A 14,095-nucleotide genomic window follows, 5' to 3' on the forward strand; every position below is an offset into this window, starting at 1 on the left:
CAAGATTGAAGTGTAGTAAGTGAAGTGGTAAATGATTATTGCACAACTGGCTGAGAAAGAGCTTTCTAAAATGATGTGTAGTAATGTAGCGGGTGTAGTAGTACCTGTTTTCAAAGAATTATCATTCTCCAAGTTTAGTATTCAACAAATGCGGTTCTAGGAAACCGTAAACTTCGACGCGTCATGGATAACGAAATCTTAATCCGTCTTTTTGAAAAGAAGGACCGTAAGCGCAGAAAGATTCTGTACAGTTTATACCAGGACTATTTTGAGCCAGGGTTATCATCCGTATTTATTGCCGAGACTATCAATGGAGATTTGGGAACGCCGGGTCTCGTAACAGTGAGCGATATCAAATACTGCCGGTTCTATTTTCATGGTAAGATGAAAAATGCTGTGAAAATACGCTCTCCAATGGTTATGCCTTCGAAACGCGAAGAAAAGGCGAAAGCATCTGACTCCCGGTCAGGCGTACAATGGTCAGACCCTGATGAGCTAAGCACCAGTCAAAATCAAATTATCAAATCTAAATTTTCAAAATAATGAGTCGTATTATTGAATTTACCCTACAATCCAAAGGAGGGGTAGGTAAGAGCTTCCATACTTACTTCCGAGCGCTTTCTGTGCCGGATGAGCATTCACTTTTTGTTGACGTGGATAGCTCCACGCAAACGTCTACACGTCAACTGAAATTCCTAGGTGCCGACAGATTGGAAACTATCTCTCTTCTTGATAATCGCGATGTGTTGGTACGGGATACGTTTTTGGGATACATGGAAAGTTTGTCAGAAAGTAGCTTTGAAAAAATTTATATGGATTTCGGCGCGCCGGAATCAGAACAGATTCCAGCACTTATCCAGAGAGATATACCATTTAGGGAATTCTGCGAGGAGCTTGGTTTCGAAATTGTTTTAAATATAGTTATCGGAGGGGGTGGAGCTTACAAAGCTTCTGTCAACTATCTACAAAAAATGGTGACTGTTCTTAAAAACGAGTTCAAGGTTGTCGCCTGGGAGAACATCACCAGTTTTAACCAGTTTCCAGCACTATCTACCGAGCTGGCTGAGAATTGCAAGCAGCTACAAATCTCATACAAACGATTTGGGGACTTTGATCCATCTACCCTTCTTGGCGGACAGGTGCTGGATGGCATACGAAGGGGATACTCCATAAACGAATACGGCCCTGGTGCAAGGATTAGAATAAAAAAGGAACTTAAAGAAAATTTCAGCAATGAGTGAAATTAGCACAGAGCAAATGACAAGGCTTAAAGGCCAGTTCTCTGCAAAATATGGCATTGAAATGGACGATTGGTCTGCCATGGTCATGACGGAAATCTCTGAAAGATTTATGTTTCTAACAAGCGAGGTAAACAGATCGGTTATTCAGATTGATGAAGCAGCAAAAAATATCAAGGGCAAAGTCAACCAGATCAATTTCCGGAACAATAACGAGGCGATAATATTCGGGATAGGGTTATCATTACCGTTTGCAGCCATGGGCACTCTTATATCAGCGATGGTTTTTTGGTATAGCACGACCACGCGGGAATACGAGGTTCGCAAGCAACTTATAGAGGACTACAGAAATGCACCATCATATGCGAAGTTGATGAAAAACGGTAAAGTCATCGAACATGAAGGTCATCAATACTTAGTTATGGGGAAGGCAGATCAAAAATCTGGCGACGTCTTTATCGGACAGGAATATATTGCGGACGGTAATTTAGGCCGAATTCTTATTCCACTTGGTAAGAAGTAGACGAAGGCACAATTTCTTCCCATTTGTGCCTTTTTCGATCAATTTCTGATCAATTCAATATTTTTCTAACTTTTTCGACCGGAATCGACCGATTTCGTGACAATTCTAATTTTTAGGGTTTTTCTTAAATAGCAAGCTATGTTTTCCCATGGTCAGAATCCTGCTGCTCGTCTTCTGTCCACGGGAAAACCGCTTGCCCTTTGGGAGTCAATTCGCCCTACGGCTCATTTTAAATAATTATGGAACAAAAAAAAAATCGAAAAAAGGGCGGAAGGCCCCGATTGCCAGAGCAAGAACGCAGGCAAAACGTGACTCTTATGTTGACACCATTGGAGGTTGAGCAGCTGAGGAAAGAGCATGAAGGTTATATAGTTGATTTTGGTGTTTTCCTCCGTGAAAAGCTTCTTAGTAGAGAAGCCGTAACATTATCCAAGCCGGTAGATCCAGAGATAAGGGCGGAGATGACAAACTTGCTTAAAATAACTGGTACTATGTTGTTAATAGCGAAACGCACGGAATACGACGTGCTGGTAAGTAAAGAATTTTCGGATATGGCTGCGGAGTTGAGAAGAACAGTTCAAAAAGCGCATTACAATGTAAATGAATTAGTTCTTAGCAAAAGTCTGATACCAAATATAATCCGGCATGTTAAGGATTTGAAGAAGTCCGTCTTGGACTTGCAAAAGGAACCGCCGGACATTGAAGTTATCTTATCCTTATTAAGCTGTATTACCCAGATTGATGTGAGGTTAAAGGTATTTGCCGGGCAATTCGGCATTTCAGCGGATTGAGCGTAGAATTTGAAGACAAATGGGAGAATAACTTCTTTCCCATTTGTTCTTGTATCGATCCTCTAAAATCTTTTCACCGGAACTTACTGGATATTCGCCCGTAAGAAATTCGGAAAATTAGCTAACTCTCCGTTCATGTGAGAAATTTGCGATAATATACTTCGTAAGTAGATTAACTTACTTGGCTGGTCTTATTAAGGGCTTTCAAGTTGCCTGCGAAACGAGTTCATTTTCTTTCTCACCCAGTGTGTCTATAAAATCGTCAACTGAATCGACTTGTTCACGACTTCTGTTTAAACGTTTAAATCTAAGTAGCAATCTGCTAATATATCTTTTATTTTCATATACTTGCCAAAATCTGGCAAGTCAAAATATGTACCGTGAATCATTTCGGCGAACGAATAAGGCGATTAAGAGAGCATAACGGTTTAAAACAAAGGCAGATAGCCAGTTGTTTGGAAATTGATACACCCATGCTTAGCAAGATAGAGCGCGGAGAACGGCATGCTAAGAAAGAGCATATAGCTGTTCTGAGTTCGATTTTGAGGACTTCCTATGATGATTTGTTATCACTTTGGCTAGCAGACAAAGTTTATGAGGTCGTGAAGAATGAGGAATTAGCGCTGATCGCGATTGAAATTGCAGATAGAGAATTAAGAACTATGATAAATAAAAAGTGAAAGTAAATTCAAATATTAATGTTTTAGGGGGGTTGCCGGATTGGAATTTGGTCAATGTGTTTCTGGAGAGAAACATGTCATCTGTAAGAGCGGATGGTGGCCTATATTCTTACACTGCTATCAAGACGGACAAATCCGTAACAAGATTTGAGAATGCTATCTCAGAAACGTTGATCAGATTTGCCAACTCTGAGGTGGAGACACTAGTACGCACTTTCCTTGAAGAAGAGAGGTTATCAAATGACGCCCTTCTCTTACTATTTTGGAATGCTTCATTCAACAATGAGCTGTTAAACTATTTGAATGACCAGGTTTATTTTGTTTCATTTTACAGCGGTAAGATAACAATCAAGCAGGATGAAGTTCTTGATTGTCTTAAAGATCTAAGAGAAAGGGAAGTGGACTTGAAAAAATGGTCTGAGTCAACAATAGACAGAACAGCATCCAAATATTTAACTCTTCTCAAAAAATTCAATCTCATGCAAGGCTCTGTTAATAAGGAGATTGTGCATCCATACCTGAATGACAAAATGTTTGTGATTTTTGTCTACTGGTTAAAGGCAATTGAGTCGAGATCTAATTTACTTGACAGCGACTGGATAAAATTCTCTTTTTGCGAGCCGTCGATTTTTGTAGAAAGGCTCATGCATAAGAAATTTTCTAAATATTATGAGTTACTTTATACTGGTGACAAACTGAAAATACAAACCCTCGTTCCATACTCAACAATATATAATGCCATTAAGTAGTCCAATATATATAATTCAAGAAGCTATGCGGCTTGTTGAATCTGAAAGGCGCTCTGAGATCAGACACGGTGCCAATGGAGGTAATTCCATCCTGATTGTGTGCGAACCGATTCGCGAACTGGAATACATTATCCAATTAAAAGAACTTTTAAATGACAACAGATATTCAATCATTGACTTAAATCAATGCCTGATCGAGTTTGTAAAACAGAACGAGCTGGGACTGTCTGAACTTTATGATCAGCTCCAGTCAACTACTCATGAAATTTTTAAAGCCCCCCCTGGTGAAGTATCGGATGATCTGTTCAAAAGAATAATAAACAACATTGAGCAAGCATTTTTGGCGAATACTGTACCTGTACTGATAAACACGGGCAGCCTTTATGGTACCGGTATCCACAACATTCATATTATGGAAAATGAAATAGTGATGAGAGGTGCTCTGCCTTTGATCATTTTGTATCCGGCTACCGTTGAGCCTGAGAGGCTCATGTTTCTTGGAAAGTTTCCAGCATCGCAGTATCGCTGTATGATTATTCAATAATTAGAAAAAAACAAAGTGCTAATAAAAGATATACTAACAATTGATCTTAGCGAGGACATAAAAAATGTGATCGACTTGGAAGATATTTCAGAAGCGGCAATACAGTCTGAAATTGAGAACTACATAGTTACGGATGGTCTTGCAAAAGAATACTCCGATTTTGTGTCAATTTTTACTTCCAATATCATTGAAACTGGGGTTTGGCTCTCAGGGTTTTATGGCTCTGGGAAATCTTATTTTGGTAAATTGTTGGGCTACATGATAAGCAATGTAGTTGTCAATGGAACACCGGCTCGAGAAAGAATATTGCAGCGATTTACTGGAATTGATGACGAACCATTAATCAAAAACTCGATCGCAAAACTCAACAGTGTCAATGCCAGAGTAGTGTTCATGGACATCGCCAAGCAAGACACTCAAAAGGGGCTTTCTTATGCATTGTTCAGAAATTTTTTAAGATCCCTTGAATTGCCAGAGAATGAGCATGGCTTCCTACTATATTCTCTGATGTGCGAAGCTGGATATAGTAATGTATGCGATTTGGTGCAGGACAAGCTTGGTAAACTTTGGGAGGACGCGAGGAATAATCGTACAATTTATATTGGTACCATTAAGGATATTTATACTGGGCAAAGTCATTCGGAAGCAGACTATGTTCAGATAATGACCACAATTCGTGAGGAGATCAAGGAATTTAGTGCTTCAAAGTTAAAGGACGAGCTGAAAGCTTATCTGAAAGTAGTAAGCGACGAGAAAATAGTATTCCTGTTTGACGAGGCAAGCGAGGCTATCAATCAGAAAAAATTTACACTGCTCGATTTGGAAGGTCTTAGTGAGTCGCTGTCTTCCTTAGGTGGGAAAGTATGGACCATAGCAATTGCGCAAGAGAAGCTCGATGACGTTATTAACAATTCTAACATCAATAAAGCTCAGCTTACCAAAGTAACGGATCGTTTTAAAACCAAGATTCACCTTGAAGCTACGGAGGTGGATGTAATTATTCGCAGTCGGTTACTAAAGAAGAAGGATAGTGCCATCGACAGTTTGAAGGAACATTACAAAAGTAATTCCGGTAAAATAGCCGATCATAGTGGACTCACTGGAGCTGGAAAAACGGAAAGTGCCGACTCTTTTGTGACCTACTATCCCTTCTATCAAAATCAATTTGGCCTTTTACAGAATTTTCTCTTTGGAAGGCAGGGATACACCTCGACAAAAGTTGCAGCCAGGGGAATGATCATTACTACTTATGACATTTTAAAGCATGAGATTCAAAATGAGCAAGTTTTCAACGTAGCCACGGGTTGGCAGATTGCCAAGGAAGCCCAACCGCAACCTCCTGTTTTGCTGGTGAATAGATATGTCAATGCAGATACAATATTCAAAAATGAGCATATCGACTTGTCGGGACGTCACTTGTTGGAAACAATACATTTCTTGACAGAAGCGGAAATTGCAACTACATCGCTGAGTAATATTGTAAAATCATACATCAAAACTCCGGAAGAGTATCATTCAGTGCAAGGATTGGTGGCTACGGCATTGGAAACATTGGTTGAGCATAAAGTTCTTCTGGTTTCCAACGGCACTTATCGCATTACCTCCGACCTTGAACAGAGGCTCCTGGATGAAATGAATCAGTATCCTGTACAAGTTTTCAAAAAGAAGCAACAAGTTATCGCTGCTTTTAAAAATTCACAGACAGTCAAGAACTTAGCCAAGGTTAGCGATAATAATACCAACTATGAATTTTACATTACTTCGGACAATGACGATGAACTGACCAGTCCCGCTCTGAAACAGCTTAAAATAAAGGTCAAAAGTCTCTATAGTTTTGGAGATGACCGTAGTAGTGATGTTGAGCAAATCAAAGTACAATATCAAAATGATAAAGACACAATTTGGTTAGCTCCGGATAATACGTCTTTCAAAGAAATTGATAGATTACTTGACGAAATAGAGAAAATCAAATTTCTGGAAGGCAAATATGTAAACCCTAATTCAGACGAAGGTATAATAGTCAGAGTATTTCAGGGAGAAAGATCCAGTAAGGAAAATAGGTTGAAGGAACTTGTAGAGCATTCACTAATGCAGGGCAATTCCATTTATTTGTATAATTCTATACAATTGGATAAGAATGCCTGGCAAAGCGTTTTGAATGGTGTTCAGCGCCAAGTGATTCAAAACGTTTTCAGTCAAAGGTTGTCAGCACAATTACCAGATTCTATTGCTGAACGAATCATCAAGGAGACAAATAACAATAGATTACATACCTACTTCACTAGCTATGGAGCAGATTTTCAATTTTATGATACACAAGGCATCTTCATTGGCGACACTCTGAGGCCAGCTGAGCAAATCTTGTTCAAGATAAGAAACACGTTTTTTGATGGTGCTACCTTAGAGAAGGATTTTGAACAACCTCCCACGGGATTTGCATATGGAACCGTAATTAGTACCGTTGCCGCTTTGATGCGTGGAGGAAAGATTATGGCTAAATATAACGGTTCTGAGAAATTTTCATGGAGAGATGAAGGAGTAGCAACTATATTTAGCAGTGCCCGAGAATTTAGAAAGGCAGCATTTAAAGCCATTTCGAAATCACTCTCTACTACGCAAAAAAATAAAATTGTCGGCTCGTTACAAGATCTGGAATGTGAAACGCATATCGGTAAAAAAATTGATTGGAATACCAATGACTTTGATCTAGTGAATGCCGTACGTGATCTTGCTAAACGATTTGTCGAGAAAGTAGATGACATGAAGCGATTAAATAAAGATTTTAATACGCTTTTTGCCAATCTGGAAATTTGCCAACTCCATTTAAAATCATTTAATGGAGCGGTTAGTGAAGTTAACTACATTGATAAGGCAGAGAGCTTTATTGTTGACAGTGAAGGATACAGCAACTCAATTAGGGAAGTAGAGAAAGCTGAAAAGTTTACCCGGAATCACCTCGACAAGATAAGGAACTGGAAAGTGTTTGCTGACGCAGTTGCTGATGAACTGGCAAAAGGAGCACAATCAAATACGGTCATAGCTGCTCTCGTCAATTCATTTGATCAACTATACAAAAGTGAGGTAGTGAAAAACTTCAAAGTTTTACAAGACACTGCTCAGAAAATTAAAGATGCTTACTTCAATTTAATGCAGGTGGTGGTAACTGACATGGCTGCCAAATACACACAGTTACAAACAGATGCGGAGGCATTATCGAAAGAAATAAAACTTTTGCCAACTGGATTAAATGATGATGCGATTTTAAAGACGACACGTATTGTACAATATTCTGCGCTAAGGACTTCCGGCATAGTTGATATCGATTTCGATGTAAAAGATAGAAAAACAAGATTTACTTATTCTGAAATTTTATCTTTTATCCAGTTATTCAATAGCTATAAAACGGATTTGGAGATTATCCAATCTAATCTGATAAGGACAGCGCCGCCAATACCAATACCTATACCCGGTCAACCTGCAACTATACCAATAAGCCGCAAAACCTATTCTGCCAAAATACCTGGAAGAAAGGTTAAAGTAGGTGAATATAAAACATGGCTACAGCATGAATTACAAAAAATAGCCGGAGCTGATGCAAATGATGAAATTGAAATTAATTAAATAGTACTAAATGAAACTCTCCGATCATACTGAACATATTAGAAAATTAATTGATTCTGCCTTCCGTAACAGGTTGGGAAGAATGGGTATTGACGAGGATAAGCTTTCCGATCTAAATTCTATTCCAAATGAATATCACTCGGATAGGAAGAAAATAGAAATTATCAGGGAAGTATTAATTGCTGAAACAGGATCGGTTGCTGAGGCTTATGAAAAGTTGGTAGAAGAATTCACTTTTACGTTGTTCAACAGACTTGCAGCTATTAAAGTGATGGAAGCGCATACACTTCATCCCGAAATAGTTACCAGAAGGAGTCAACATGGGGATCGGTCTTTCGCTCATAAACATTGGTTAGAGCAAAATCCTGATTCCAGGAATGAAGAAATGGAAGGGTTGGTCCATTTCATTGAGCATGAATTAAATGCCTTATCTACCGATATTCCGCTGTTTAGCCTTGCACATCCTTACCATTTAATGCCCACAGCCATTGAGCTAAACAATATCATTAATGCCTTTAATAAGGTGGAAACAGATTCTCAGATAGAAGATGAGATTTGGCAAAGTGATGATGTTTTGGGTTGGTTATATGAAAGTTATAATATCTTTAAAAAAGAGTTACACGACGATAGCGGGCTGAAAACTGAATACAATAAAGTATCTATTCAAAGCCAATATTATACACCGAGTTGGGTAGTGAAATTTTTGGTAGATAATAGCCTTGGGAAATTGTATTTGGAAATGTACCCGGATAGCGACATTAAGAATCGATACAAAATTGCAAATGTCCCTAATATAAGGACAAGAGATACCAAGCCACTAACGGATATCAAAATAATTGACCCCGCAACAGGCAGCGGAAACTTTCTTTTGTATGCCTTTGATTTGTTTTATGATTTATATACAGACCAAATTGACAATTATGGAGCAGATTATGATGACCGTAAGATTGCAGAGCTTATAATTGCTCATAATCTGCATGGAGTAGATTTGGATGACCGTGCAATTCAATTAGCACAATTAGGCCTATACATTAAAGCAAAGCGTAAAAAGCGCTCTGTGAAAATAGAACATTTTAATATTGTCAGTTCTGATTTCTTTCTACCAAACTTTGAGGAGGTAAAATCTATATTCGAGGAGAATTTAGAGCTAGGTGAGCGAGAGAGAAAAATCATAGCTGACTTATGGGACGATCTTCAGAATGCTTACAAATTTGGAGCATTGATTAGATTGGAAGAGAAAATGAGTTTAAAATGGTTTGGAAATAAGGCCAACGATAGAACTACTCAAATTACTTTGTTTGGACAAGAAAATTTAGATGACTTTGAGAAGTTCCGTAAGGAGTTTTTTGAAAATCTCCAAAAAGCTGTAGCTCAAAATACGGCTCGTCAGGGTCAAAGCTTCCTTAATACCAAAACACAGGATGCAATTACTTTTTTGCAACTGCTTACACAAAAATATGATGTAGCGGTGGCTAATCCGCCTTATACAGATAGTTCAGATTTTGGCTTAGAATTAAAAAGCTTTATTGATTCAAATTATAGGAAGCCATATAAGTTCAACTCAAATTTATATGCCACTTTTATAAAGAGGTGCTATGAGTTACTTGATGATAATGGAAAAATGGCTTTGGTTCATCCACTTACCTTCATGTATATCAAGACTTTCGCAGATGTAAGAAAGTTTATTATTGAAAAACTGCATATTAACATTTTTGTCGAGTATGGAAATAGTAATCTTTTTGGTGCGGTATTGGTTGATCCAGTATTTTATGTATTTGAAAAAATAGAAAATAAAAAAACATCTTTGTTCATCTCATTAGACCAATATACAAGAACGTCTAATGAAAAGAATAAAAAGGAATATTGCTTAAAAGCATTAGATGATAATTGGTTAGGAGCTTCTAATCAACATAATTTTACGATAGAGCAGTCCAAGTTAAAAAATATCGAAGGTTGGCCTTTTATTTATTGGCTCTCTGATGGGTTTAGAGAAAAGTTTAAAGAGAAATCGCTTAATGATGTTCTAAACGCTAGACAAGGAATAGCTACTGGTGATAACGACAGATGTATTAGGTTCTGGTGGGAGATAAATGTAGGTGATATTTCATTTGAAACTAACGATGAAAAGAAATGGAAATTTTATTCAAAGGGTGGGCCGTTCAATAAATGGTATGGTAATTTTTGGTGTGTGATAGATTTTAGTTCATCAGGCTATAACTTTTTGTTGAATAATGGCAATCATTTACCAAGTAGGATTTTCTACTTTCAAGAAGGAGTTACATATTCAGCATCTGGTCAAAAAGGTATTTCATTCAGGTATATGCCTAAAAATCAATTATTTGATGTGGGAGGCTCTTGTATATTTATGGGGGAATATTCAAATGTAAACTATTCCCTCGCTTTATTAAATTCACATTTATCCTTCTATATTGCGGATTGTCTTAATCCTACTGTCAATACCCAAGTTGGAGATTTAAAAAGAATTCCTTTTGTAAAGCCAACTCAAAGTTTGGAAGATAAAATTTCTGACTTAGCCAGAAAAAATATAGAAATTAAAAAGAACCTAGCTTCCTTTAGGTTAATTGAAAACAATTTTATAATAAATCCATTATCTACTAATTCGGTTGCTTCATTAAAAGATCGATTATTGGTATATCTTAATTTTGAGAATGCGGAAATAGTTCAGGTACTCTTGAATGAATCTGTCATCAATGAACTTATTTTTAATGTATATGAATTAAGTGAGGATGATAAGCAACTAGTTGAAACAAAGATGGGTAAGTCTGTGGGCGGACTTCCCATATTAGAAATAGCCAGAACTTCATATTTGTCTGAGCAAAAACCCGAATTGGAGACAACAGTTCAATACTTAGAAGCGCTCATTCATATAGAATTTGATAACTCACAAGTTAAAACGATTAAAGATGGGTTGGTTTCCTTGTACCAAAGTAATAACAACTTAGAGGAATTTTGCACTCGGCACCAGGTTAATCCAATAAATGTATGGTATTGGTTTAAGGAGAGCAGAATATTACCACAGGCTTGGGCGACTGAAATAACCATGGAATTTTTGGCAGATGCCTTTCGTGCAATTCTTATGGCAGATGAAGATGGCATAATACCTTTAGTTAGATTGCCTGGCGAGCCACGTCTAATGGATCGGTTTGAAGAATATTGTTACAGCCAAGGCTTTACCTCGGCTCAAATTATGCAATTGGATGCTTTAGTTGGTCGCCCAATCAATGAATACATTGAAAATCATTTCTTCAAAAATTTAGGTGATCATTTGAATTTGTTTATGTATTTGCCTAAAACCCCTTTTATCTGGCATCTCAGTAGTGGAGTACATCAAGGTTTTGAGGCATATACTATTATTTATAAGTGGAATAGAGATAGCCTTTATAAGTTAAAAAGCAACTATTTAAGTAACCGCATCGAAAGTCTACAATATCGTTTACAGCAAATTGCGGATAATAACACGGGACAGGCGCAAACCGAAAAGGAAACTATTAGATTGCAGTTGCAAGAAATAGAATCATTCGCAAAGAAGATAGATGAACTCATTGCCGAAGGGTATGATCCGAAACTAGATGACGGTGTGGGTAAGAACATTGCGCCATTGCAGGCAAAAGGAATGCTAAGGGCAGAAGTGCTAAAAGCATCGGGCAAGAATTCTCAGTTACAGAAATACTTAAATGCTGACTGGTAATGACAGAACAATGGCTTTTAGACGATATAAGTAAGTTAATTCAACACCGTAATCGGATTGTTTTACTGGATCCTACCGGACAGTGCAGTTTTGTGCTGCCCATTTTGCGAAAAAATCACATTGAAGTGCTTCAAACAGATCCTGGTATTAAAGAGACTTGGAAACGTGAAAAAGAAGAGCTCATGTTGCGATATGAGGCGGAAACAACTTTAAAAGATAAACCACTCATATTTTATATAACCCGGCCACAGAGCAACCTTAGTTTTTTATTTGATTATTGTTTCACTCACGGATTGCTTGATCTCAGCCATCCGCAGGAGTGGCTAAAAAAGAAAATATTTGTAAGCACTGGCTTGCAGGTAGAATTGGATAATCCGATGCTGCTAACTGTGGCCAAGTTAGGTCAGGAAAAAGATCTTGCCTGGTGGAGGAAAATTGTGCAAAAATTAGAGGAGCTTATTAACCTTGATGATGAACTACTTCCTTTTGTCCATAATCCGGAAGAATATCTCGCTAACAAGGATACAGATATAAAAAGGCTATTTGAAGAAAAGGTACATGAGTTATTAGGTCAGCAATATATAAGTAAGCCAGCCACAACCTTGGCCGACGAAGTAGTTAAAAGAATGCTGGATGGTCTGGCTAACAATGAAATAAGCGAAACGCTGCTGAGTTTGTACTATAAATGGGCTGATAGCGCGACTTATAGGTCTTCCTTAGAAAATTACATCGGATCGTATAAACTAAACGGCAGCACAAATCCATGGAATGCTCATCCCGATCATTGCTTTGAGAAACTGGATTTAATTGCATTAAGACAGATCACGGAAAATGTAAGAGATAAGTCTTTCGTGAGCGAAATACTCCTAAAATTAAATAAGAGAATATCTCCCACTAAGACACAACTGTTTGCCCCCAAGTGGTGGAAAGACGTTTGGACCTTGTTTTCTGCGGATACCAAGTCTTTATCTGGCTGCACAGGTCTAAACTCCTTTATTGAATATTACACGGGCTCATTTTCAAAAGTTGACAGAGCGATTCGGAGCTTATATGTTGAATTCCTTAACGACGAAGCTTTAATGAGGCCAATGCAAGAACATTATGAAAATATGAACCATATTGTTCTTGATACCTGGTTTGGTTTTAATTCGGCTTACAAGTCAGATCAGCAAGGATATTTACCAAAATTAATAGGCGCTGCAAAATCAAAAATAGCAGTTATAGTGGGTGATGGTGTACGTTATGAAATAGCAGACTTTGTGGCCTCCGAACTACAAAAGCATTTTAAAGTGGAAAGAGAGGTAATGTTGGCAGATATGCCTTCTGAAACTGAACATAATATGAGTGCTTTGTATGTAGGCGATAACAAAGTAATTCCTATCCATAAAGAACGGGAGTTGCAGTTAACGAAGAATACAGGTAAAAATATCTCGTATATGCCGTTGGAAAAATTAAACTATGGCACAGAAGCCGACATTTTAGTCCTGACTTATAAGGACATTGATTCAGCAGGAGAAAAGTTACAGCATGGTTCTTTGAAACTATTCTCAGAATTTGAGGAGGTTTTAATTAATAAAATAACGCTCTTGCTAAATATGGGTTTTGAGGAAGTGTACCTCGTTACAGATCACGGTTTTGTATTAACAGGGTTACTGGATGAAGCAGATAAAATCGACTCAAACGTAACTGGCAAAAAAGATGTACATGAGCGTTTCATACGTACAGTCGATCGGCAAAATAATGACGATCTACTGTCATTCGAAAAAGCGTACGGCGAATACAAATATTTATATGCTGCAAAAAACCACCGGCCATTTAAATCTAAAGGTGTTTACGGCTTTTCACATGGCGGCTTTACTCCGCAAGAAATCATCATTCCAAAATTCAGATTTACAAAAGCAAAAACCGGAACATCCAAGCTGGAAGTTTTTATTGCAAATAAGTCAGAGCTGAGTGATGTGCCAAGCGAACATTTCGTAGTAAAATTACAAGCAACCAAGTCAATATCAGATCTTTTTGGAGCACAAAGGAAAGTGATTATAAAACTTTATGCCGGTAATGCTGAATTTAAAAGCAGTGATGCTATTACTATGAAAACCGGGGACATAGAGAAGATCGAGCTTTCCTTTGGAAATAATGCTCAGATACAGGCGGTGTTACTGGATGCAGTGACCCAGGAACAATTGGATAGCATAACCATTAATAAATCTAACCTTCGGGATTTAGGCGGATTATTTTAA

Annotated in this window: 10 protein-coding genes; all 10 read left to right on the forward strand. The window is 37.8% G+C overall.

Features of this window, described 5'->3' with window-relative positions; genetic code table 11:
- Positions 1–183: 183 nt before the first annotated feature.
- The 10 genes from B5X68_RS07550 to B5X68_RS07595 all read left to right on the forward strand — a co-directional run bounded on the left by B5X68_RS07550 (position 184) and on the right by B5X68_RS07595 (position 14,095).
- Positions 184–543: a hypothetical protein gene (locus tag B5X68_RS07550; RefSeq protein WP_082214104.1), complete on the forward strand. Its 360-nt coding sequence runs from the start codon at positions 184–186 to the stop codon at positions 541–543.
- Complete coding sequence (locus tag B5X68_RS07555) at positions 543–1,241, forward strand: P-loop NTPase family protein (RefSeq protein WP_082214105.1); 699 nt, start codon at positions 543–545, stop codon at positions 1,239–1,241. The genes B5X68_RS07550 and B5X68_RS07555 overlap by 1 nt, the downstream gene beginning before the upstream one ends.
- Positions 1,234–1,761, forward strand: coding sequence for a hypothetical protein (locus B5X68_RS07560; protein WP_082214106.1), 528 nt, complete (start codon positions 1,234–1,236; stop codon positions 1,759–1,761). The genes B5X68_RS07555 and B5X68_RS07560 overlap by 8 nt, the downstream gene beginning before the upstream one ends.
- 239 nt (positions 1,762–2,000) lie before the next feature.
- Positions 2,001–2,552: a hypothetical protein gene (locus tag B5X68_RS07565; protein ID WP_082214107.1), complete on the forward strand. Its 552-nt coding sequence runs from the start codon at positions 2,001–2,003 to the stop codon at positions 2,550–2,552.
- 380 nt (positions 2,553–2,932) lie between these two features.
- Positions 2,933–3,232: a helix-turn-helix domain-containing protein gene (locus tag B5X68_RS07570; protein ID WP_082214108.1), complete on the forward strand. Its 300-nt coding sequence runs from the start codon at positions 2,933–2,935 to the stop codon at positions 3,230–3,232.
- Positions 3,229–3,981 (forward strand): BrxA family protein, encoded by a 753-nt coding sequence (locus B5X68_RS07575; RefSeq protein ID WP_082214109.1) that lies wholly within the window; start codon positions 3,229–3,231, stop codon positions 3,979–3,981. Before B5X68_RS07570 ends, B5X68_RS07575 begins: the two co-directional genes overlap by 4 nt.
- Positions 3,968–4,525 carry a hypothetical protein gene (locus tag B5X68_RS07580; protein ID WP_141110233.1) on the forward strand — a complete coding sequence of 186 codons (558 nt, stop codon included), beginning with the start codon at positions 3,968–3,970 and terminating at the stop codon, positions 4,523–4,525. Before B5X68_RS07575 ends, B5X68_RS07580 begins: the two co-directional genes overlap by 14 nt.
- 15 nt (positions 4,526–4,540) lie before the next feature.
- On the forward strand, positions 4,541–8,146 hold the full coding sequence (brxC, locus tag B5X68_RS07585) for a BREX system P-loop protein BrxC (protein WP_082214111.1): 3,606 nt from the start codon (positions 4,541–4,543) through the stop codon (positions 8,144–8,146).
- A 10-nt stretch (positions 8,147–8,156) separates the two neighbouring features.
- On the forward strand, positions 8,157–11,855 hold the full coding sequence (pglX, locus tag B5X68_RS07590; RefSeq protein ID WP_082214112.1) for a BREX-1 system adenine-specific DNA-methyltransferase PglX: 3,699 nt from the start codon (positions 8,157–8,159) through the stop codon (positions 11,853–11,855).
- Complete coding sequence (locus B5X68_RS07595; protein ID WP_082214113.1) at positions 11,855–14,095, forward strand: PglZ domain-containing protein; 2,241 nt, start codon at positions 11,855–11,857, stop codon at positions 14,093–14,095. Before pglX ends, B5X68_RS07595 begins: the two co-directional genes overlap by 1 nt.

The organism is Dyadobacter psychrophilus, assembly GCF_900167945.1.
Taxonomy (GTDB): domain Bacteria; phylum Bacteroidota; class Bacteroidia; order Cytophagales; family Spirosomataceae; genus Dyadobacter; species Dyadobacter psychrophilus.